This window comes from Tolypothrix sp. PCC 7712, from assembly GCF_025860405.1.
In the GTDB taxonomy this organism is placed as follows: Bacteria; Cyanobacteriota; Cyanobacteriia; order Cyanobacteriales; family Nostocaceae; genus Aulosira; species Aulosira diplosiphon.
Window position 1 is genome coordinate 3,936,554 of record NZ_CP063785.1, and the last position, 22,494, is coordinate 3,959,047.

Below are 22,494 nucleotides of genomic sequence, written 5' to 3' on the forward strand. Positions count from 1 at the left end.
TTATGTCAAATAATTTACTGACAGTGGCGTACATTGTAGCTAGCGCCTTATTCATTCTCAGTTTGGGGGGATTGTCTGACCAGGAAACCGCTCGTAAAGGCAATATTTACGGCATTGTCGGGATGCTGATTGCTTTTGTTGCTACTGCACTTACCCTTCATTCAAACGCCTACGGCATCTTAGCTGCTGTCGTCATCCCCTCAGCTATAGCTGGTGCAATTGTCGCCTCACGGGTAGCAATGACATCCATGCCAGAACTCGTGGCAATTCTCCATAGTTTTGTAGGGATGGCGGCGGTTTTGGTAGGCATTGCTAATTATCTCCAAGAAACGCCACTCACTGCCGTAGAAGCAACTATCCACCAAGTAGAAATTTATATTGGTGTATTTATTGGGGCAGTCACCTTTACAGGTTCAATAGTTGCCTTTGGGAAACTGCGAGGAATTATCAGCAGCAAACCGCTATTACTTCCAGGGCGGCACATCCTCAACTTAGCAATGCTAGTTGCTGTCCTGTGCTTAGGTAGTCAGTTTCTCGGCACAGCATCCCTCCCTGGATTGCAACTACTACTAATCATGTCTGCGATTGCCTGCGTTTTAGGCGTTCATCTCGTCATGGCAATTGGTGGTGCAGATATGCCAGTGGTAATTTCCATGCTCAACAGCTACTCTGGCTGGGCGGCGGCGGCTGCCGGCTTCATGCTATCCAACGATTTACTGATTATTACAGGTGCATTGGTAGGTAGTAGCGGCGCTATCCTCAGCTACATTATGTGCAAAGCCATGAACCGTTCCTTTATCAGCGTCATTTTGGGAGGTTTTGGCGCTCAAACCATCACTGCGGAAAGTGGCGAACAACCTACAGGTAAATTCACCGCCACCACAATAGAAGACACAGTAGAACTCTTATACCGCGCCAAGAGTGTAATTATCGTCCCTGGCTATGGCATGGCAGTAGCCCAAGCGCAACATGGAGTTTCCGAAATCGTCAAACAACTGCGCGATCGCGGTGTTAAAATTCGCTTTGGTATCCATCCCGTAGCCGGCAGAATGCCCGGACACATGAACGTGCTATTGGCAGAGGCGAAAGTGCCTTACGACATCGTTTTAGAAATGGATGAAATTAATCACGACTTCCCCGAAACAGATGTAGTTTTGGTAATTGGCGCTAACGACACCGTCAACCCCAGTGCCTTAGAAAACCCCAACAGTCCCATCGCTGGAATGCCAGTCTTAGAAGTTTGGAAAGCTGGCACCGTCATCGTCATGAAACGCAGTATGGCTAGCGGCTACGCCGGCGTAGAAAATCCCCTCTTCTACAAAGACAACACCCTGATGTTATTTGGCGATGCCAAGAAAAACATTGACGCGACGGTTGCCAAACTCACCCAATTAAAAGCAGACGCAGCAAGTCTTAATTTGGCAGCGACAAGGGTATTAACTTAAGGGGCATTGGGCATTGGGCATTGGGCATTGGGCATTGGGCATTGGGCATGGGGTAATTGGTAATGGGTAATTGGTAATTGGTAATGGGAATTTCTCCTCTACCCCCTCTGCTCCCTCATCCCCCTCATCTAATCCCTAATCCCCAGTCCCCAGTCCCCAATCCCTCATCCCTCATCCATGAGAAAAGTAGCAGTTTGGGAAGAGCAGCCAAACTGCTACTGGGAGCAGAAAGAATCAAGATTATGCGTTAGTTGGCGTGAGCGACTTCTTTTGTAGCGGCAGAAATATCAATCGCTTTGGCAAAATCAGACAGTACATCCTGTAATCTCTGGGCAATTTCTGCATCTAGCTGAATACTGCCATCAGCTTGTACTTGAATTTGCTTATCTATACTGTAGATAGTACTGAGGATGTGCCGCGCTCCTAATTCGGATAGCACGGGTTTTAACGCATATTCTATTGCTAATAAATGAGCGATTGTTCCGCCTGTTGCTAGAGGAAGTACAACTTTTCCGGCTAAGGATTTCTGGGGTAATAAATCCAAGAATGCTTTTAAGACACCTGTGTAAGCTGCTTTGTAAATAGGTGTAGCAATAATTACCCCATCAGCTTTTTCTAACAGAGCTTTTGGTTTTTCTAAAGCTGGACTATCGTAACGTCCATAAGCTAAATCTTCTGCCGGAATGTCGCGCACTGAGATGATATCTACCGTTACGCCTTGCTGTACAAGCAGTTTGCTAGCATACTCCAGTAAAGAGTAAGTGCGGGAAGGATGGGAAGGACTACCTGCGATCGCTAAAATATGAGCCATGTTCTAAAGTTCTCCTGAGAATATTTTGCTGTTAATCTACAGTCGCAGCTGTTGGCTGATTAATTGGTGGTTTGGGAAATTCCTGATTAGCAACGATTTCGCCAAACGGACTTGTGAATTGCGGTTCAATCGCAGGTAAGTTTTCTAAAGGCAAGCGTGGAAATAGTAATTCAGCCACACGATAGGCTTCTTCTAGATGGGGATAACCAGAGAAGATGAAAGTATCAATCCCCAAGTCTGTGTACTCCAACATTCTTTGAGCAACAGTATCGGGATCGCCGACTAAAGCAGTCCCCGCACCACCACGTACTAAGCCAATTCCTGCCCATAAATTAGGACTAATTTCTAAAGCGTCGCGGCTACCCTTGTGTAATTCTTGCATCCGGCGCTGTCCTTCAGAGTCCATACGGGCGTATGCTTCTTGAGTTTTAGCGATCGCATCTTCATCTACATAGCGAATTAAATTATTCGCTGCATCCCAAGCTTGGCTTTCAGTTTCCCTCACAATAACGTGCAGGCGAATACCAAAGCGGATTGTCCGTCCTTGCGCTTCTGCTAGGCGACGCACTGAGGCAATTTTTTGGGCAACCTGTGCAGGTGTTTCACCCCAAGTTAAGTAAACATCTACGTGCTTGGCAGCAATTTCTTGCGCGATGGGTGAAGAACCACCAAACCACAACGGTGGATAAGGTTTCTGCACAGGCGGAAACAGAATCTTACCGTCTTGAATGTTGAGATAATCGCCTTGGAAGTTAGTAACTTCATTAGCCGCGATTTGTCGCCAGACTGTCAAAAATTCATCGGTGAGTTTATAGCGATCATCATGGGAAAGATGCAAACCATCACCCGCCAACTCTACGGGATCGCCACCTGTAACCACATTAATTAGCAAGCGTCCGCCAGAAATCCTGTCAAACGTCGCAGCCATCCGCGCCGCAACTCCTGGTGACATCAACCCCGGGCGAATCGCCACCAGAAACCGCATTTTTTTTGTATGGGTTGCTAGCGTTGATGCCAATATCCACGCATCTTCACAAGAACGCCCTGTTGGTAACAAAGCACCTGTAAAACCCAAGTGATCTATGGCTTGGGCAATTTGTCGCCAATAATCAAAATTGACTGCCCTCGCGCCTATAGTAGTACCAAGATAGCGCCCTTCTCCGTGCGTGGGGATAAACCAAAGTAGTTGCATAATCCCTATTTAATATGGCTGCAAAATCAGATTTATATAAAACTACGGTAATTCTATGTGTATACCGTATTTATTTGTCATTTAAGAGTATTGCATAGGTATGCAGGGAAAGCAACAGGTTTAAGGGTCAAAGGTTAAGGGGCAAGGGGGAAGGGGCAAGGGGCAAGGGGCAAAGGTCAAGGGTCTAAAGTAATTTGCCCCATTCCCCATTCCCCATTCCCCATTCCCCATTCCCCATTCCCCATTCCCCATTCCCCATTCCCCATTCCCCATTCCCCATTCCCCATTCCCCATTCCCCATTCCCCCTTCCCCAACGCCCTCTTACCCAACGACATACAAATCGCATCATTCTGTGGGGTATGGATGCGGCTGCAAAGAACGTCGCGATAGTGTCTTTCTAACGGGTTATGGCGTGATAAGCCAGGATTACCAATTAGTTCTAGTCCTGTTTCAACGGCGCGAATGGCGTTATTTGTAGTAAGATATTTTACAGAGTGTGCCTGTAATGCTACGGTGTTATCATACTCAGCGCGGTCGATATCGTTGGCTAAACCGTAAATTAGGCGATCGCTGGCGTAGAGTAAAGCTTCTATTTCACCCATCGCAGTTTGAAAGCGGGGTAGAGTGGCTAAACTAGCTCCTAAGTTAGAAGGCGATCGCTCATTTAAATAACCTACTAACCAATCTCGCGCAGCTTTAGCTACACCTTGATACAAAGCACTCAGCCACAGGCTATTACCAGCTAATTGCACTGGATCTGGTAATGACCAAGCTGACAATGGACGAATATCTAAAGCGTATTCTAAAGGAATCAAGACATTTTCTAAAATTAGGTCGTGGCTACCAGTAGCCCGCATTCCCAAATGATCCCAAGTCTCTGCAATTCGCACACCAGGCACATCACGAGGTACGAGAAAATTTCCTACTCGCGGTTCTGGCTCTGTGGTGCGCGCCCACACAACGAAGTAGCTTAAAATTGGGCTACCTGTAGTGTATATTTTATGACCACTTAACAGCCAACCATCTGGAGTTTGTTGAGCAGTGGTTGCAGGTAATCCACCCCTCGCTGGTGTACCTAATTCTGGTTCCACCCGGGCAGCATTTAATAAAGCAATACCTGCCACCGATTCCCGACACAACCGTTGATAAATCTCATCTGGCCAGCGACGCGAACGGCTAGCATTAGCGTGTTGGAGATAATGCATCGTCAACACTAAAGCCGTAGCAGCATCCCCACTAGCTATAGTTTCAATCACCCGACTGACAGCAGCATATCCTAAAGCCTGGCCGCCGAACTCTTTAGGAACAGTCAAATTCAAAAGCTGCCCTTGCTGGAGAGCAGTAAAATTCTCAAATGGAAAAGAAGCATCGCGATCGTGAACTGCGGCGCGAGTAGCAAAGTCAGCAGCCAGAGAAGCGACACGCTCCAGTCAACCGCCCCAACCACAAGGGGATGGGGATGTAAGCGCGATTTTTGATAAAGATTCTGCTATTACCTTCAAAAATAAAGATAGAGTTTCGCTGAAATCGAGGAAAGTAGAGCGTCCCTCAAAGGAAGACCTAGAGAAGATGATTTGGGAAACTTCTGTTCTTGAGGTAAGTCACAAGTTTGGAGTATCTGATGTTGCAGTTGCCAAGTGGTGCAAAAAATATGGTATTCCTAAACCTCCAAGAGGTTACTGGGCTAAAAAAAATCAGTCTAAAAATTCTAAATTTCAGATTCAGCAATCTTGTCCACCAGAAGCCGAAAAGTGAGGCGCTGTGCTGATAACACAGATACAGGAGGGGCAGTACCTTCCTGGTGGATTAACAAATGCGATCGCATGATTAAAACATCCCTTGTAACTAGGGTACTGGACTTAGAAGTCTATTCGGCTAAAATCTATCAAGTAAGAGCGCGCGAGGCCAACGAGATTGGACGATAATTATCAAACTTACTTGAATCGGGTAGCAAGAATGACGCTACCAGAAGCTTACAGATCTCAAGTCCAGCATATTCAAGAATCTTCTAAATTTCAGCCAGACTCGGGTTCTAGGCAAGCAGCACCATTTCCCGGCTACACGCTAATTACTCCACCTGCCGAGGAAGCAACAGGAAACTCTGCTTTCTATACGCAGTTAAGAGCTTATCAACAAAAACTGTTGGAATTGCCTACCAATAGTGATTTGATTGTGCCTGTACCGGATAGTAGCTTCCATTTAACGGTAGCAGATTTAATTTGGGATAGTGCTTACCGTGATGCTTGTGAAAAAAATCCCCAATTTGAACAGCAGTTACATTCTTGCTGTGGGGAAATATTTCAGGAATATCAAAAATCTCTCACAGCTGATATTAAACCTATTTATTGGCAAGTGCTGGGATTGATAGTTATGCCAAGAGCAATAGGAGTTTGCTTAGTACCGCAGGATGAGCGTTGCTACGAACAGGTGATTAAACTTCGCCGTACTATTTATCAAAATTCTCAGTTAATGGCTTTGGGAATTGAACAACATTATCATTTCACTGCCCATATTACATTAGCCTATTTTGGAGAAATTTCGCCAGAACTAGACCGGGCAAACTTGAGTACTATGCTGTCTGATTTGAATCAACAATGGCTTTTAAATTCGCCGGAATTTTTAGTAGATCGCGTTGAATTGCGAAAATTTGATGACATGACACGTTATTATCGTCAACCTGATTGGCCGACTTTAACTATTAGTTAATAGTCAAGATAAGGATGAAGGATGAAGTCTGAATTATACAATTACTGTGACCAAATGTAGATGGAATATAAATCTATAAAAGCTGATTTTTTGTTTACTAAGCTGTTCCACATTTAACTTGCATATATTGGGCGGGCAAGATGCCCATCCCACAAGAAATATACAATTTTAGATTATGCAAACTAGATGTGGTTTAGCTTATTCCATTCTACTGATACCTATTCTCATTTCATCTTTCATCCTTGATAATTCAGTCTTTCTTTAAAATTCTTTTTGTTTATAAGCGAGATAAATAGCTTCTAAAAATTCGTCTGAGGAAACACCAGAGGGTATTTGCTCTAGGTTAATAATAGCTTGAACCTGTTGCGATAATTTTAACGCCAGTAAAGATTTGGCTTTAGCTGACATTCCACTACGTCGTTGTAAATATTCTCGAATTACAGCGAAATCATCTGGTAATAAGGGAGATAAATCAGCAATTTCTATTAGTTGTGCGTGTAATGATTTTGCTGGTTCTGAAATAGTTAAAGTTGCAGTTCCGATTGGGATTTGGTCTTGAATAACAATTGTGCCAGCAGCTAAATCACCTAAGCGCTTTTCTTGACGAGTCAACATAATAAAAAAAGCGCCCATAAACAAAAATTCATCAACGGGACGCAGTAAAGCCCGTAAAGCTGCTTGTTGTAAGCCAATTGGTCTACCATCATCTCGAACAACGCGAATTTTCGCAATGCGTTTACCAGGGGTTTGCCCTTGCCATAAAGTTTCTAGAAAAACGAAATAACCTGCATAAATAGTAAAAGTGATGATGAATGCGATCGCAATCATCCACAAACCCAAAGTAGAACCCACAACCGTTATCCAAAAATCCGAAAATTGGACGACAAGCACCCAAAAAAGAATATAGAACCCCATCAAAATGAAAGCCAAAATATGATAGTCAATGAGCAATGCCCAAGCACGGTTACCAATTCCTGCGAGGGTAAATTCTAGTTCTACACTTTCTGGGGTACGGAATTTAACACGGTTAAAAAGGTGCATAAGTAATTTAAAATTAACTATAAAAAAGCAGTCCTAATAAATAGGACAAGCAGCAGGTTGTTGACTCTTGTACAGACGCGATTAATCGCGTCTCTCCAACTCTTGACTGTTTAAATTTCGCGATCGCGTAACTTTAAGCCTAAGCCTTCGCGACGACTCCGTAGGTCATAATAAATTACAGCTTTGATGCTTTGCCAAAATGGAAGAACGGCTGCGCCACTGACAAAACTTAAAGCCAGAATCAGCAAGAATAACAAAAAACCTGCAGCACCATTGTCCTGTTGCAGTAGGGGTGTGAAAATTAACTGAATAATAGTCACAAGTATTTGCACTACTAGTTGAATCGGAAATGTGATCAAAACAGCCACAAAGCTAATCAACAGAATCCGCCAAACATAACCTTGAGTTAACTCCCAACTCCGGCTAATGGTTGAAGTCGCATCAACATTATCCTCAATTGATAAGGGAACATCCACTAAATAGAACCTTGTTAACAACCAAAACACTGCAATCAAAGCCGCAATACCTATAATAAAACCGATTAAAACTACAAGTAATGTTGCCGCAAGACTGCTTTGTTGACCTAACCCTCCGACTACGACAGCAGATAAAACACCAACTATCACAAATACAAAGCTAATACCGAAGACAATTCCCATACCGACAATTGTCATTAATAACATGGTCAATAAAAATTGCCATAATCGCGAATTTACAAAACGTTCACCCTCGCTAATGCTTTCTGGTTGATCGACTAAATCGCCAAAAGCTAAACGAGAAATTAGACCTGTCAGGGCATAAAATTTCGCCCAGCCATATACTGGAACAAGTATCCAAACGTAAGCTTTGAGGGCAAGTAAAAAGTAATCTTTGAGGTGAGAACGATACAATCTTATTCCTGCACTCACGACATTGCCCACACTCAGGGGTTGCATGGGACTAGGGGAACCAAAATCACCAGTCATGATGTTATATTTTCCTTGCAAGTACGGAGATGAATTGAGGCTATCTTAAATTACACTCACCCAAATCCTCCCAAAATTTATGAATATTCAACGTTGGATTGCGCGACGGGAATTAAATTGGCAGCGTTTGGATACCCTTTTACGGCAGGTAGAAAAAAAAGGGTTAAAATCGCTACGGGCAGTGGAAATTAGAGAATTAGCCAGTTTATATCGTTCCGTAGCAGCAGATTTAGCACGCGCCCGTACTCAAAAAGTCGGCAATACGTTGATTCAAAGTTTACAATCTTTAACAACTCGCGCCTATACGCAGATTTATCAAGGTTCGCGACGGCAGGAATGGCAAGCTGTAGTAGAGTTCTACAAATGGGGATTACCAGCTGTAGTACAGCAAACATTCCCATATATCGCTATAGCTACCGCTTTGTTTTTGTTAGGGGCGTTAGTGGCTTGGTGGTACGCTTGGCAAGACCCCAGCTTTATGCCTCTGATTGTACCCGAAAGTTTAATTTCCCGCGTGCGAGACGATCGCAAATTATGGATGGGGTCAATTGTGGGTGTTGAACCCCTCGCATCCAGCAGTATTATGATTAATAATTTATCGGTTTCCTTTGGGGCGGTTGCTGGTGGAATTACAGCCGGGGCGTACACAACATATTTAATGATATTTAATGGTTTATTAATTGGTGCGATTGGCACTTTGGTAGGTCAAAATTATCTTGCCTATCCTTTTTGGGCATTTGTATTTCCGCATGGTTCTTTAGAATTACCTGCTATCTTTTTTGCTGGTGGTGCAGGTTTGCTCATAGCAAAAGCAATTTTATTTCCTGGTAAATATCGTCGTCGGGATGCGCTCAAATTCTACGGTTCCCAAGCAGCACAATTAGTATTTGGGATTGTGCCGATGTTAGTAATTGCTGGCACTATTGAGGGTTTTTTCTCACCCAATCCCAGCATCCCAGACCCTTTAAAATATCTTGCGGGGATGGGATTGTTTGTGCTTTTAGTAATGTATTGTGGTCGGAAGCGCTCAGGGGCTTCCAACTAAAAAATATCCTATCGCTAGGGCGAGCAGAGGAAGAGAAAGAATTTGTTCCATATCTTCGCCCTTTCTGATTGAATAATTTAATTTCTGAAATTTCTTAATCAAGTCTCTTAATTAGGGATTTCCAAGAAATAAATTATTCCATCTTGTGGGGCGGGCATCTTGCCTGCCACATAAACTGGGCGGACAAGATGTCCACCCCACAATACATACTGGGATATTTTTTTATTTGCAAGTCCCTTAGCATCGCTTTTTCATCACTTGCTTTAAATTAGAATAGTAAGCCCTAACTAATACCAATTCAAATAATGTTTGCGACAGATAAATTCTTTGTAAGGGCACGGCATCCTCACTCTTTTGGCATATCAAATATCTTACTGGTGCCCATTGGTGTCAACTTAAGCTAAAAGCGATATAGGGTGGGCGTTGTACAAATACCTCGCGCCCTCATCCCCTAACCCCTTCTCCCGCAGGAGAAGGGGAACTAAATCTCTTGCTCCCTTCTCCCTGCGGGAGAGGGGCTGGGGGTGAGGGCGAAACCTTGCACAAGAGCGGGTTTCACGTTAAGTTGACACGTATGACTGGTGCCGTGCCCCTACTCATCTGTCGCATTCTTTTTTCAAATTGGTATAGCATAAATTAAACCCCTGCTTCCACGCGAAGAGGGGTTTAACTTTAAACTTAATTACGAATTAGAAATTACGAATTACTTTAATATCCTTCTTCGTATTCTGGTTGTTTTTCTTTAACTTTCTTGGGAATATTGACTGGTTGGGGCACATCTTCCCAAGCATCGCCATCTACATCGTCATAGTTGTCATATTCGTCGGTGTAAGGCTTTTTGTATGGTTGAGCTTCAAATTTGGCGGGCTGTTGATACCTGTCTTTATCTGTAGCCTCACTCCAGTTGTCTTCTTCGTCGTCTTCTTCGTATTGAATCGATTCGTACTGGCGCGCCTGCATGACTTGGCGCTGGGGTCTTTCTTCTTCTATGTAGTCCTCATCCCACTCTTCCCTAGCTACGGGTTCGGGGGTGCGGACTTTGGGCTTGGGTGGTTCTAATGGTACACCGCTGGGTAGTTGATTGGGTGGTGCAATGGTGCGAGGCGCACTATAGCCGTATTCTTCATCATCACTGCGATCCCAGGGGGCTTTACCAATACCCATGCGTTCTAGAACGCCAACTGTCAATTGATTGACGCGTTCTTCGGCTCCTTCAAATACAATTAATCGACTGGGGCCTGTGCTGACGATTTCATCAATGGAAAGTTCGTAAGTACTTAGCACTTGCTCAGGAATTTGCGGTAATCCCAAAGAAGCAATGACTATAGAGTGAAGTTTGCCATTTTCACCATTGAATTTGAAGCCGCGTACTCTACCTAGTACTTCACCGGTTTCTGTAATTACTTCCCAGTTAATCAGGTTGCTTAATGCTTCAACTTCAATATCTTCGATTACGTCCTCGTTATCGACCAGGATGACATCACCAATCTGGCTGATACTGCTAAGGTACATATTGCGCGGTATACCAGAAATAGAGATCAGGCTGTCTCTCAAACCAAGAGCTACAACCTCTCGTTGGTCAATATCCACCCAGACTTGACTAACTATACCTACCCGCTTACCGTTGTCGCGGGTAATCACCTGGGTATTTAATATGTCGGAACGCCTAATTATCTGTTCAGAGGTCATTCTATACCGAGTCCTGATCTCGAATCCGGTTAATCTATACACTATTATTAACAAAAACTCAAGCAGATGTATGGTCAGCTTGCAATTTAATTCCCAAAACTTGGGTGTAAGCTCCCCGTGCTTGAGTAACGCCAATTGTGCGTTCGGCTGATTCTATCATCGGTCGGCGCAAACTCACAACTATAAATTGAGCTTGTTTTGCCTGTTGTTTAATCATTCTAGCTAATCGTTCTACGTTTGCCCCATCCAAAAACATATCGACTTCATCGAAAGCATAAAACGGGGAAGGACGGTAACGTTGTAGGGAGAAGATAAAGCTTAAGGCTGTGAGGGATTTTTCTCCCCCAGACATGGAAGCTAGTCGCTGTACTGGTTTACCTTTGGGGTGGGCGACTAAATTTAAGCCACTGTTAAAGGGATCTTCGGGATCGTCTAGTTGTAGGTAGCCGTCACCCTCAGAAAGAGTGGCGAAAATAGATTGGAAGTTTTCGTTGACTGCGTCGAAAGCTTCCTTAAAGGCGCGTTGACGTAATGTAGTAAAGTTTTCAATCCGTAAAAGTAACTCTGTACGCTCCCCTTCTAGGGTTTCCAGCTTTTGTGTTAGTTCTTGCAGACGGTTTTGGGTGCGTTCGTATTCTTCCAAAGCCAGCATATTTACTGGTTCCATTGCTTGCAGGCGTTTGGCAAGCGATCGCAATTCTTTCTGCAATTCTTCTAAGTCTACTTGATCGGGGACTTCTGGTAAGGGGCTAGGTAGTTCGGCGGCGACGGTTTGCAGTTGCTCTCTGACGTTAACGATTTCCTCGCGCTTGGCTGTGAGGGTTTCTTGGAGTTTTTGCAGTTCCCATTCTAATTGTTGCTGACGCAGGAGGTGCGATCGCAGTTCTTGTTCGGTGCGATCGCGTTTTTGTTTTTCTTCGCCTAAACTCAGTTCCATCTGACTCAATTTCGCCTTAATTGCGGCGATTTGAGCGCTGAGTGCTGAATGTTGGGTGCTGATGAAGCTTAATTGATTTTGCTGGGTTTCTTGCTCCTGCTGGTACTGGGTAATCCGTTCCTCAGCTTCTTGGATTTTTTCTTGTAAACGCTGTTGCTGGTTTTCGAGATTTCTTAACCTTTGTTCTGCTTCCCGTAAGGCTGTTTCCCGTTGTTGTAATTGTTGCTCTTGGTTTTTAATGGTGGCTTGGATTTGTTGCCATTCGCTAGGGGTTTGTGAAGCTTCTAACTCCGCTAATGTTTGTCGCAATTGTTGCAACTGATTTTCTTGACCTGGTAATTCCCGATCCAAAATTTCCAAGCGAGATTGCGCCGTGGCAAATTTTTCGCTATTTTGCGCTAATTGCGATCGCGTATTTTCTAACTGCGCTGTCAAAGTTTTAATTTCTTTTTGCAGCTGTTCCAATTTGATCTGCTGTTCTCTCCTGGCTTGGCGTGCTTCTGTAACTTCCTGCGCTAAGGTTTTGGTTTTCGCTGCGAGAGTAGAGATAGCTTCTGTACAACGTTCTAAAACTCGTTCAATTTCCCCCAAGCGTCTTTTTAAGGCGGCGACTTCTTCGGGTTCAGCAGCTTCGACGTTTCCAAAGCGTAACGCGGAACGCTGGGTGTTACTACCACCAGTCATTGCGCCGCTAGTTTCCAATAATTCCCCGTCTAAGGTGACGATGCGGTACAAACCTATGTTTTTTCGCGCCTGTTCTAGGGTAGAAAATACAACGGTGTTACCAAATACATAGCCAAATACATCTTTATAACGGCGATCGCACTCCACTAGGTTAACAGCATAGTTGACGAAGCCACTGGCTAACCGCAGTGTGGCATCTTGGGTAAATCTGGGAGCATTAATTTTATTTAACGGTAAAAAAGTCGCTCTCCCAGCGCGTTTCTGTTTCAGCAGTTCAATTCCCGCCGCACCAACACCGTCATCTTCCACCACTATATGTCCCAAACGCCCACCAGCCGCAATTTCCAAAGCCAGTTGGTAACGGGGTTCAACTCTGCCTAACTGTACCACTAAGCCACAAAGCCCCGGTAATCCCGATTGCAAGATGACTTTGCTAGCTTGGGTTCCTTGGATTTCTTGCTGTGCTTGCGCTTGCGCTTCGAGTTTATCTAACTGGCGTTGTTTTTCTCTTTGTTCTTGGAGTAAGCGCTTTTGGGTATCTTGTTGAATTTGCAGTTCTTGTTCTGTGGCTGCGAGATTTTGCGCTAAATTTTGGATGGGTTCGCTAGAGGCGTTAAATTCTGTTTCTAGGCGACTACAATCAGCTTGTTTTGTGGCTAATTCTGGTTCTAAATTAGCAACTAGCTGAGTTTGCTCTTGAATTTGCTGCTGTAGCTGATCGTTACGTTCTCTTAGCTGCGCTTGTTCAGTGCGTTGGGGTTCCAGGGTTTGCAGCAGGGTTTCAATTTGACGGTTTAACGCCGTTTGTTGCTGTACCCAAGCTTCCGAAGCCGAAGCAATTTCCGCCGCTGCTTGGCGAGAAGTTTCTAGTGCTTGTTGCGCTTCATCCCGTTGCTGTTGTAAGTAGACAATCGATTGCTTTTCAATTACCTGAGTTTCCGCAATTTGTTCGAGGGAACGCTGGTGTTGTTGAATTTCTTGCTGACTTTGCGTTTGGCGTTTCCCAGTTTCTTGAATTGCGGTGTCTAATTCGCTGCGTTGACGCTGGAGTTGTTTATGTTCAGCTTCTTGGGTGGCGAGGGTAGATTGTACTGCTAACAGTTCCTCTTCCCCTAAAGCTTTAACATGGGCGTTGAGTTTATCTAATTCAACGGTAGTTTGCTCAATAGTGGTGTTAAGAGTTGTCAGTTCCGCAGATAGTTCTTCAGATTTGCGATCGCCAGTTTGAATTTGATTCGCTAATTTTTCTTGCTGTGCTTGTAGGGAACGCCAAGATAACACAGCTTCCCAGGATTGTTTCGCCAAATACTCAGCACGGAGTTTTTGGTATTTTTCGGCTTTGGCTCGGTCTTGGGACAGGCGATCGCGTTGTACAGTTAATTCAGTTTCAATAATCCGACAACTATCTTCCTTTTCCTTTACCTCATCTAAAGTCGCCTTGGCTTGGTGAATTTTGCGATCAAACGCCGCTACCCCCGCCAATTCATCAATAATTTCCCGCCGTTCTCTGGCGTTCATCGAAATAATGCTGGTGACATCCCCTTGTAGCACCACGTTGTAGCCTTCGGGGTAAATCCGCAGTGTTTCTAAGGCTTCATGTAACTCTGTGAGGGTGCAAGAAGCGCCGTTAATATAGTAATTCGATGTATAAGTTCCCTGGTGCGTCACCCGCAGCTTTCTGGTAACACTCCACTCATTCGATGATTCGGGATTGGGAAGTTTGGATTTTAACTTGTCTTCCTCAAATACTTCGACTTCCTCAACGTTCTCAACTTCCTCAATTTCTACTACTTCGACTTCCTCTAGATTTTCTAGGCTTTGCGGCTTTGTATCGTTGAGGGAGACGGCATCAGTAATATCAAAAGTCACTGTGACGCTAGCTTCCACAGTGGCACGGCTTTTAGCTGTTTGAGTATTATTTACCAGATCGGGAAGGCGATCGGCGCGCATCCCTTTAGAACTAGCGAGTCCAAGACAAAACAGCAGCGCATCGAGAATATTAGATTTACCAGAACCATTTGGCCCAGATATAACAGTAAACCCCCCCAGCAAAGGAACTTGGGTAGTACCACCAAAGGATTTAAAGTTTGTAAGTTCGACGCGCTTTACATGAACCATAGGCGCAAGTTAGCTGGGTTAATGAAGTAAAAGTGTAGCAAGGAAATATAGATTGTCTACTAGTTGAGCTAGATAATTTAGGTTTTATTGAACCACAGAGGCGCAGAGAACGCAGAGAGAAGGAAAGAGAGTTTAGCAGTACTGTTAAGCAACTGGTATACTTTTACTCACTCATCTTCACTCGTAGTTTAGTTAGTAAAATTATTTAAGCATCCTCTGGAGATGCTTGTCTGAACATTTGTACTAGCGTTAATATACCAGTCTTAGAGGATGTCTGAAAAATTAAGTTTTGTCAGTAACGAAATTTTATAAAATAATTCTCAGGTTATTCTATACACAAATTTTGTAATTCTGTAAAATTATTTGATTCCTGAAATTATTTATTTAGGGAAGGAATAGGGAACAGGGAAGAAGAAATAAAAGTGTACATAGCTTCGCAAAAATCAAAAATCAAATATCAGATTTCTGAAAAAATCTCAGCGCTGATGCCGTACTCTCGCCGCTAAGGCTACGTGAACTCAATACTTGTCGGTTCAAGGGAAAAAGGGGAATGGTTCAAGGGAAAGAAAAAACCTTTAACCTTTTCCCCAAAACCTATTTTGAGTGAAAAACGCTATCCCTTGTAGTATAGATATATGACTAATAAGTGTGAATTTATCATTGGATTTTGTCAGTTCTAGAGCAAATAAGCTATTCTGCTTTTAAGTTGCACAATCCCTCATGAGGGCTGTTGACCGTTGACCGTTGACAGTCAACCGTTAACAGTTAACAGCCTTCTTGAGTAGTTATGCAATTTAGGCGCGCATTAGCTTATCTAACTCTCAAACTTTTTAAGAATTGCAGCGATCGCTTCTAGACTAATGGGCTTACTAATGTAGTCATCCATACCAACACTTAAGCACTCCTGGCGGTCTTCTTGGCGTGCATGAGCAGTCATGGCAATTATGCGAGGTTGAGCAGCAGCAGAGAGTTCTTTGCGAATCCGGCGGGTGGTTTCCAAACCATCCATTTCCGGCATCTGGATATCCATAAACACAACATCATATATTTGTCGTTGTAAAGCTTCTAGGGCTTCTCGTCCGTGATTCGCTACATCTGCACGGTAGCCTAAACGCTCCAGTAACTTTAAGGCAACTTTCTGATTTACTAACCCATCTTCTACTAGCAAAATCTTCAGTGGGACATGTTGCACAGTTTGTTTCTCATGTTCTGAGACGCTTGCAATGGATAAGCGGGAGTAAGAAGGGATAGTTGATTTGGGGTCAAGTTGGTTAGAGCCAGCACTACGAATAATTTCTACTAATGTCTGATGTAATTGATACTGCCTCACTGGTTTGTGCAAATAGGCATGAAACTCAGCCGCTATTTGTTTGACTTCTAGAGTTTGTTTACCTTTAGAACTGAGCATCACCAAAGGTAAATGTCGGTGTCTGGGTATGGCGCGGATTTGCGCTGTTAAATTGAGAATATTTAATTGCGGGCTATCAATATCTAATACAGCTAAGTCAAAAGTAGTTTGTTGGCGTATCCAGTGCAGAGCTGCCACATTCGATTCTACAGCTTGGACATATAGCCCCAAGGTCTCAAGTTGAGCAGTTAAGCATTTTCTTAAATTGGCATTAGCAGCAACTAAAAGTAATTTTTGACCACGTAACTCTAAATCAAAAATTATGGTGCTATTAATAGTAGCCGGATCAACTAATAATGTCAGATTGAAATAAAAAGTAGAACCTCTACTGACTTCACTTTCTACCCACATTCTCCCGCCCATCAACTCGCACAAACGGGTGCTGATAGCTAATCCCAATCCAGTACCACCATAACGTCTAGTCATGGAAGCATCAACCTGGCTAAAAGGTTTAAACAGTCGATCCAGGCGATCGCGGGGGATGCCAATACCTGTATCTCTAACTGCAAATTGAAACTCGTAGATTTGCGTTTCGGTGGGTGTAGTACCCCTTTGTAGGACTGAGGGTTGGGCGGCGATCGCCACCACGATTTCACCCTCATTGGTAAATTTCACGGCATTACTGAGCAAATTCCAGAGAATTTGGCGCAGGCGGGTAATATCGCCAATAATTTGCGTTGGGATGTCTGAATCTAATTGATACATCAATTCAATACCTTTCGAGGCCGCCTGGGGAGCCAATAAGTCCAAGGCTTCCTCTATACACACCCGCAAGTCAAAGGGCTGTTCTTCCAGATCCAGTTTGCCGGACTCAATTTTAGAAAAGTCCAGAATATCATTGATAATCGTTAATAAGGCATCGCCACTGTTGCGGATGGTTTCCACAAAATCCAGTTGCTCAGGCTCCAAAGGAGTATCCAAAAGCAGTCCTGTCATGCCGATGATCGCATTCATGGGGGTACGAATTTCATGGCTCATGGTAGCGAGGAAATTACCCTTAGCAATATTCGCCGCTTCTGCGGCTTGCTTGGCAAAGTTCAGCTGTTCATTCTGCTGTGCTAAAAGATAGGCTTGATGAGTTTCTTGCGCCAGTAATTGAGCTTGGGTAAGCGCAATACCCATTTGATCGGCAAGATATTTGAGCAAATCTACTTCCCATTGCGTCCATTGTCTGGGGCGATCGCATTGATGAACAATTAGTAACCCCCACAAATTTTCTCGCACCCGAATCGGTACGACTAAATTAGCTTTTACCTGAAATTGCTGTAAAACTTCTACATAACAAGGCTCTAATGTCGCTTCCCCCAAATCAGCAATCATTGTCGTCTTGCCCTGACGATACAGATTCAGGTATTGTTCTTTCAGACAGGGATCTTCAATGTTGTGACCGAGAGTTACCAACCATCCCGGAACTACAGCTTCTTGAATAATTTTGCCCGAACCATCCGGGTAAATTTGGCAGATAATAACGCGATCGCTCTGCAAAATCCGTTGTACTTGTGTGACTGTTGTCTGGAGAATTTGCGGGGCTTGTAAAGACTGACGAATTTCTTCGGTAATTTGCTGGAGCAGCATAGCACGTTGATATTGCTGCTGTAGGGCTGCTGCTGACTGTTTGTGTTTGGTAATATCCAAATGTGTTCCTACCATTCTCAAGGGTTTTCCTTGAGAATTGCGACGCACCAACTTACCCCGATCCAAAATCCACTTCCATTCTCCAGATTTAGCGAATAAACGTAGTTCTGCTTCATAAACAGGAGTTTCACCCCGGAAATGGGCAATCAGTTTTTGTCGCATTAAAGCTAGATCCTCTGGATGGATCAAGTGATTTTTCGCTTTAATATTGCTTTCTATTTCTTCTGGGGCATAACCCAGCATATAAAACCAACGTGAGCTACGATATACTTCTCCAGTCCTTAAATTCCAATCCCATAGCCCCTCTTCTACGGCATCTAAAGCTAGCTGTAACCGTTCTTCACTCAATTGAAGAGCATTTTGTGATTCCTTCTCTAAAGTGATATCGCGATATTTCCACAGATGACCATAAAATTTTTGCTCACCCACAATCGGAGCATAATCTTGGGCAATAGTTCGTCCATCTTTGAGTTGCCATTCTTGATGTACAACTACTTTCCTTTGCTGATGAACTTCATCTAAACACTGCACAAATTTTTCAGGTTCAGCAAACAGTTGCTTACAATTCTCCACTGCTTGACGACAGTCTAAACCTTCTAAAGCTGCTGCTGGTACAGAAAGCTGAAACTGATCGGACAATTGCTGATTTACTAATAAAATCTTTTGATTTTCGTCTTCTATCAACACACCAAAATCTAAACTTTCGATCAGCGTTCTGAGTCTTGCGGTTGTGGCTGCTAATTCAGCTTGCTGATGTGTTGTGACATCTGTGAGATCTGTATTCTCAGTGTGGAATTTCACAAAATCATCAGGAACAGAGTCATATAAAGGAAAATCATTGACTGGCAAATTTAGCTTTTGCAACTCAGCAATATCCCTCATTTGAGGATAACCATGAAACAGCACCTGATCGGATGCTTCCATATATACCATCTCTCCCTTGAGATGGATTTTATGGTCGTGGGATTCCAAGAGAAATAGCGATCGCTCCCTACAGCTAAGACGAGTAACCTGGAACTGATCTTCTAAGTAAGTATCCGCGATCGGTTCCAGAATACGTTTAATTACTTCACCTACCTGGACAATCTTCATCTCTCTATCGATCACCAGATGAAAAGGAAACAATGTCGTAAATTGGTCGGGGGTAAGGCTGAATTGTCTTAACCCGGTAGCCCGATCATTTGTCATAAGGAATGGGGAATGGGGATTGGGGATTGGGGATTGGGGATTGGGGATTGGGGGGGATGAGGAGGATGAGGGGGATGAGGGGGATGAGGAAGCAGGGGGAGAAATAATTAATTAATGACAAACCCCAAACACCAAACACCCTAGTTACCAATTACCCATTCCCTATGCTCAATTCCCCATACCTAACACCAAAGCCAAAGAATGATATTTTGATCATGCAGTCGCAATCGAACCGAATGCTTGAGTATTTGTCCGGATTTGTGGCAATACAAGTTTTTAGCTTCTACATCTCTTCTAATGAAGTTGGGTTAAGGGGGAAAGGAAAAAGGGGGAAAGGATTGAATTCACCCTTACCCCTTCCCCTTTTCCCAAATCACAAGGGAGATGCAAAATACTGATCCGAACCGTATTGGCATCTCAAAGGGATGATTGTGTTAAATTTGGCATAAATCCGCCCTGCCTATTAACTTTGCTCCTCATTCACTTCTTCCGCAACTTCCGATTTATCGGTTAAAGGTTTGACTACTCGTGCGATCGCTTCTTGGACAAAAGCCTTAATAAATTCATCGCGGCGATTAATTTGAAACTGTCGCTGCACAACTTCTGTCATTCCACCATCGCCCCAATCTTGATCGTGCCGAAAATATTCAATAAAGCTTTTCCCAGCAATTCGAGTTAAATAAGCTGCTGTTACACCTTGAATTGCTCGCCCAATAATAAAAGTAGCTGGGTTGGTTTGTAAAGCTGTAGAAAGTAGTTGAATTGCCCCTTTGACAATTCCTAAACTCGCCAGGGTTTTGGCTAAAGATAGGGCTAATTCTCGCCCCCGTTCCATGTTTAATTCACAACCGTAAATTCTACCGATTTCTACGACCATTTGGGCATTTACCGCCGCAGTCGCTAGTAAATCTACCACTGGTAAAGGTGTAACTGATACCACACCTGCACCAATCCACTGAAAGCGCTCCACGATTTTATCGGCTTGGCGGCGGCGTTGAGCATCGATGAGTTTCCGCGCTTCTTCACCTAATCGCAGAGATTGTAAGAGAATATTATCTGCTACTAAATCTTCACCCTCAGCCCGTAAAATTGCCGCCATTCGCCGCAACAAGGGTACAATATCTGCTTCTGGCTGGAAGAGTTCACCTGTTTCTAATTGGGCAGATTGAGGATTAGCCGCGATCGCTACCACATCGTTAGGGGCAATAAATCCCCGCACCCGTTGACGCAAGCGCGCCAAAATAGATTCTTTATCGTCGTCTGTATATAAATCGGTTTTGTTGAGAATTAACAGCGATCGCTTACCAATTTCCGCCAAACCTCTGAGGGGTTCATATTCCGATCGCCGTAAATCATTATCGACAACAAACAATAATAAATCAGCTTCCGTTGCCAAAGCTCGTGCTAGTTGTTCTCGTTCTGTCCCTGCAACTCCTGCTTCTAAAATCCCTGGGGTATCGGTAATTAATATTTTCCGTTCCAATCCCTTCAACCGTAAACAATAGGTTTCTCCTACCTGGGTAGTGCCCATTGGTGCATTTACCTGTCCCACCATGCGCCCCATAATGGCATTTACCAAGGAAGTTTTACCAGCGCTTCCCGTACCGAATACTACTACTTGGATTTCGCCCCGTGCTAAATTAACTTCAATTTCCCGCGATCGACTAAGTAAAGCTTGTCTTGTGACTTCATCTTGAATTTGCGCCACCTGTTGGCGCACAGCTTGTAAAGTCGAGGAAGCCGCATCAGATTTAGCAGCCGGGATTTGCGCTGGAGTCACGCGCGGACGCTGGCGGCGAGAACGTTTTTCCCCAGCTTGCAACACCATCACATAATAAACAAAAGCCGCAACTAATCCGGCAATCAGCACAATTAACAGCAGCAACAGCAAATTGCCCAGCAGTGGCGAATAAGACAACTGCCAGTAAAGGCGTGACAGGGAATCAATCAGCCATAGGCTTAACCCCAAAATCACTATCAAACCAACAATCAGCGTTACTATGCGCGAGAGAGGCATGGTGAGTATTCAGTAGGCGGATGTTTTTTTATCTTAATGGGGATTTGGGATTGGGGATGAGGGAGATGAGGGAGATGAGGGAGATGAGGGAGATGAGGAAGATGAGGGAGATGAGGAAGAAATTCCAATTACCAATTACCAATTACCAATTACCAATTACCAATTACCTAATGACAAATGACAAACAACAAATGACATTACGTCGGCTTATGATCTAGCTTTGTAGCTTGTTCTAATGCCGCTTTTTCTCTGGAACGGCGGGCATAGGGTTGTAGTTGGGTGCGATCGCAACCTGTAAGAATGCTTAAATTTTCTAAAGTCATACCTCGCATTAACATTTCTACGCGCCAGGTGTGTTGTGCTTGGGCGATGACTGGGGGTTGTCCTTGGGGTGTTAACATTCCTTGTGTCCAGGTTTGCCAATGAGTTTCAATTTCTGATGCAGAAATTGGTTCTCCGAGATTATTAAGAAACATAGCTGTTTGGCTGTCTTTACGACTTTTTAGCCATTTAATTAAGGGATTATTTGTATAGGAGCCATAATGTTTGCCCATAATCCACTGATTTACAGGTACTTGGCGGACTAATCCCGGGGTGGTAATTTGTAAAAAGTGCCCTTGATCGTCATAAATTTGGTGCGATCGCTGTAAGTTAACTATTTCTTTGGCAGATAAACCAGCACCAAATAATACATACACCAAGGCATAATCTTGGATTCCGGCTTTTCTGGCTTGGCGAAAAATTTCGTGAACTAAACTAGCAGGTAAATCAGATACCTCTGTAGTTATGTTAATTTCTGTGGGATTATTGATTGCTAACTCTGGTGAGGGTGACATCGCACCGCGTAAAAACAATTCCACCAAGGTTTCTAAAAAATCATCTCGGTCTTCCCAAAGTTCATGAAATTCGCTAGTAAATTCAATGACGGCATATCCCAACAGCATTCCATTCAGCAAACTTGCTAATTTTTCTGCCGGCAGATAGGTATTTAAATGTCCTTGCTGAATTACCGTAGCTAAATACTGGGCTACATAGCGGTTAGCTTCTGTTAATCCTTTCCCCAAGGCGCGGCGATTTTCTGCGGGGTATTGGTCAGCTTCACCAACTACAGACCTTACTAACTCTGGTACTCGTTCTAATGCAAGCAAGTTATCACTTGCATAGTCTTTCAGGGCTTGATAAACACTACCAGGGGGACTAGCCCGGCGTACCAAAGACTCCCCTAAAGTTTTGAACACAGCAGATTCTTCTAAAACCGCTAATAGCAGTCCATGCTTATTACCAAAATGCCGAAATAACGTGACTTCGTTCACTTCAGCCTTTTCTGCAATTTGGCGCGTTGTCGTACCGCTGACTCCTTGAGCAGTAAATAGTTCCAGTGCTGCTTGAATCAGGCGTTGACGAGCTGAATGGGTGGGAGATGCCATAAAAGCACTAATGCAAGTACTACTTGCATATAATTTTCAAAGTTGTTAGGATAACAAATGTAAGTGATACTTGCTCTACTTTACTGTAACACTCTGATACAGAACGGGTAGATTCCTTGTAGGTTGTGAAGTGTAATAGCCAAATACACCCCATGCAAGAGTACATCCGTAACAAAGCAGATCGC

General features: G+C 43.8%; 15 protein-coding genes. 5 read left to right on the forward strand and 10 right to left on the reverse strand.

What is annotated here, in order from left to right:
* The first annotated feature begins 2 nt into the window (after positions 1-2).
* Positions 3-1,445, forward strand: a complete 1,443-nt coding sequence (pntB, locus tag HGR01_RS16405; protein ID WP_045870867.1) for a Re/Si-specific NAD(P)(+) transhydrogenase subunit beta — start codon at positions 3-5, stop codon at positions 1,443-1,445.
* 247 nt (positions 1,446-1,692) lie between these two features.
* Here the strand turns inward: pntB and ssuE are convergent, their stop codons facing one another.
* The 3 genes from ssuE to HGR01_RS16420 all read right to left on the reverse strand — a co-directional run bounded on the left by ssuE (position 1,693) and on the right by HGR01_RS16420 (position 4,879).
* Complete coding sequence (gene ssuE, locus HGR01_RS16410; RefSeq protein WP_045870868.1) at positions 1,693-2,256, reverse strand: NADPH-dependent FMN reductase; 564 nt, start codon at positions 2,254-2,256, stop codon at positions 1,693-1,695.
* A gap of 31 nt (positions 2,257-2,287) precedes the next feature.
* Positions 2,288-3,448, reverse strand: coding sequence for an FMNH2-dependent alkanesulfonate monooxygenase (gene ssuD, locus HGR01_RS16415; protein ID WP_045870869.1), 1,161 nt, complete (start codon positions 3,446-3,448; stop codon positions 2,288-2,290).
* A gap of 120 nt (positions 3,449-3,568) precedes the next feature.
* The gene (locus HGR01_RS16420) at positions 3,569-4,879 is read right to left on the reverse strand and encodes an acyl-CoA dehydrogenase family protein (protein ID WP_210403100.1); all 1,311 of its coding nucleotides are present in this window, start codon (positions 4,877-4,879) and stop codon (positions 3,569-3,571) included.
* Between the two features lie 139 nt (positions 4,880-5,018).
* Here HGR01_RS16420 and HGR01_RS16425 point away from each other — a divergent pair, with 139 nt between their 5' ends.
* Complete coding sequence (locus tag HGR01_RS16425) at positions 5,019-5,204, forward strand: hypothetical protein (protein ID WP_228045694.1); 186 nt, start codon at positions 5,019-5,021, stop codon at positions 5,202-5,204.
* 159 nt (positions 5,205-5,363) lie between these two features.
* Positions 5,364-6,155, forward strand: a complete 792-nt coding sequence (locus tag HGR01_RS16430; protein ID WP_194007893.1) for a DUF1868 domain-containing protein — start codon at positions 5,364-5,366, stop codon at positions 6,153-6,155.
* 261 nt (positions 6,156-6,416) lie between these two features.
* Here the strand turns inward: HGR01_RS16430 and HGR01_RS16435 are convergent, their stop codons facing one another.
* Positions 6,417-7,196 carry an RDD family protein gene (locus HGR01_RS16435; RefSeq protein ID WP_045870872.1) on the reverse strand — a complete coding sequence of 260 codons (780 nt, stop codon included), beginning with the start codon at positions 7,194-7,196 and terminating at the stop codon, positions 6,417-6,419.
* Between the two features lie 110 nt (positions 7,197-7,306).
* Positions 7,307-8,161 carry a hypothetical protein gene (locus HGR01_RS16440; RefSeq protein WP_045870873.1) on the reverse strand — a complete coding sequence of 285 codons (855 nt, stop codon included), beginning with the start codon at positions 8,159-8,161 and terminating at the stop codon, positions 7,307-7,309.
* Positions 8,162-8,240: 79 nt separating this feature from the next.
* Here HGR01_RS16440 and HGR01_RS16445 point away from each other — a divergent pair, with 79 nt between their 5' ends.
* Positions 8,241-9,206: a stage II sporulation protein M gene (locus HGR01_RS16445; protein WP_045870874.1), complete on the forward strand. Its 966-nt coding sequence runs from the start codon at positions 8,241-8,243 to the stop codon at positions 9,204-9,206.
* 708 nt (positions 9,207-9,914) lie between these two features.
* Here the strand turns inward: HGR01_RS16445 and HGR01_RS16450 are convergent.
* The 4 genes from HGR01_RS16450 to HGR01_RS16465 all read right to left on the reverse strand — a co-directional run bounded on the left by HGR01_RS16450 (position 9,915) and on the right by HGR01_RS16465 (position 20,882).
* Positions 9,915-10,895 (reverse strand): PRC-barrel domain-containing protein, encoded by a 981-nt coding sequence (locus HGR01_RS16450; protein ID WP_045870875.1) that lies wholly within the window; start codon positions 10,893-10,895, stop codon positions 9,915-9,917.
* Positions 10,896-10,953: 58 nt separating this feature from the next.
* Positions 10,954-14,634 (reverse strand): chromosome segregation protein SMC, encoded by a 3,681-nt coding sequence (smc, locus tag HGR01_RS16455; protein ID WP_045870876.1) that lies wholly within the window; start codon positions 14,632-14,634, stop codon positions 10,954-10,956.
* Between the two features lie 814 nt (positions 14,635-15,448).
* Positions 15,449-18,865 (reverse strand): response regulator, encoded by a 3,417-nt coding sequence (locus HGR01_RS16460; RefSeq protein WP_045870877.1) that lies wholly within the window; start codon positions 18,863-18,865, stop codon positions 15,449-15,451.
* Between the two features lie 463 nt (positions 18,866-19,328).
* Entirely contained in the window at positions 19,329-20,882 is a 1,554-nt protein-coding gene (locus HGR01_RS16465; protein WP_045870878.1) for a YcjF family protein, read from the reverse strand.
* 20 nt (positions 20,883-20,902) lie between these two features.
* Between HGR01_RS16465 and HGR01_RS16470 the strand changes: the two genes are divergently transcribed.
* Positions 20,903-21,100 (forward strand): hypothetical protein, encoded by a 198-nt coding sequence (locus HGR01_RS16470; RefSeq protein ID WP_045870879.1) that lies wholly within the window; start codon positions 20,903-20,905, stop codon positions 21,098-21,100.
* Here HGR01_RS16470 and HGR01_RS16475 read toward each other — a convergent pair.
* Positions 21,080-22,309, reverse strand: a complete 1,230-nt coding sequence (locus HGR01_RS16475) for a TetR family transcriptional regulator (RefSeq protein WP_045870880.1) — start codon at positions 22,307-22,309, stop codon at positions 21,080-21,082. The two genes, HGR01_RS16470 and HGR01_RS16475, sit on opposite strands and share 21 nt — an antisense overlap.
* Positions 22,310-22,494 lie beyond the last annotated feature (185 nt).

Excerpts from the sequence above, each read along its gene's own strand:
- pntB (WP_045870867.1), top strand. The coding sequence starts at position 3 with ATGTCAAATAATTTACTGACAGTGGCGTACATTGTAGCTAGCGCCTTA.
- ssuE (WP_045870868.1), bottom strand. The coding sequence starts at position 2,256 with ATGGCTCATATTTTAGCGATCGCAGGTAGTCCTTCCCATCCTTCCCGC.
- ssuD (WP_045870869.1), bottom strand. The coding sequence starts at position 3,448 with ATGCAACTACTTTGGTTTATCCCCACGCACGGAGAAGGGCGCTATCTT.
- HGR01_RS16425 (WP_228045694.1), top strand. The coding sequence starts at position 5,019 with ATGATTTGGGAAACTTCTGTTCTTGAGGTAAGTCACAAGTTTGGAGTA.
- HGR01_RS16435 (WP_045870872.1), bottom strand. The coding sequence starts at position 7,196 with ATGCACCTTTTTAACCGTGTTAAATTCCGTACCCCAGAAAGTGTAGAA.
- HGR01_RS16440 (WP_045870873.1), bottom strand. The coding sequence starts at position 8,161 with ATGACTGGTGATTTTGGTTCCCCTAGTCCCATGCAACCCCTGAGTGTG.
- HGR01_RS16445 (WP_045870874.1), top strand. The coding sequence starts at position 8,241 with ATGAATATTCAACGTTGGATTGCGCGACGGGAATTAAATTGGCAGCGT.
- HGR01_RS16450 (WP_045870875.1), bottom strand. The coding sequence starts at position 10,895 with ATGACCTCTGAACAGATAATTAGGCGTTCCGACATATTAAATACCCAG.
- smc (WP_045870876.1), bottom strand. The coding sequence starts at position 14,634 with ATGGTTCATGTAAAGCGCGTCGAACTTACAAACTTTAAATCCTTTGGT.
- HGR01_RS16460 (WP_045870877.1), bottom strand. The coding sequence starts at position 18,865 with ATGACAAATGATCGGGCTACCGGGTTAAGACAATTCAGCCTTACCCCC.
- HGR01_RS16465 (WP_045870878.1), bottom strand. The coding sequence starts at position 20,882 with ATGCCTCTCTCGCGCATAGTAACGCTGATTGTTGGTTTGATAGTGATT.
- HGR01_RS16470 (WP_045870879.1), top strand. The coding sequence starts at position 20,903 with ATGTTTTTTTATCTTAATGGGGATTTGGGATTGGGGATGAGGGAGATG.
- HGR01_RS16475 (WP_045870880.1), bottom strand. The coding sequence starts at position 22,309 with ATGGCATCTCCCACCCATTCAGCTCGTCAACGCCTGATTCAAGCAGCA.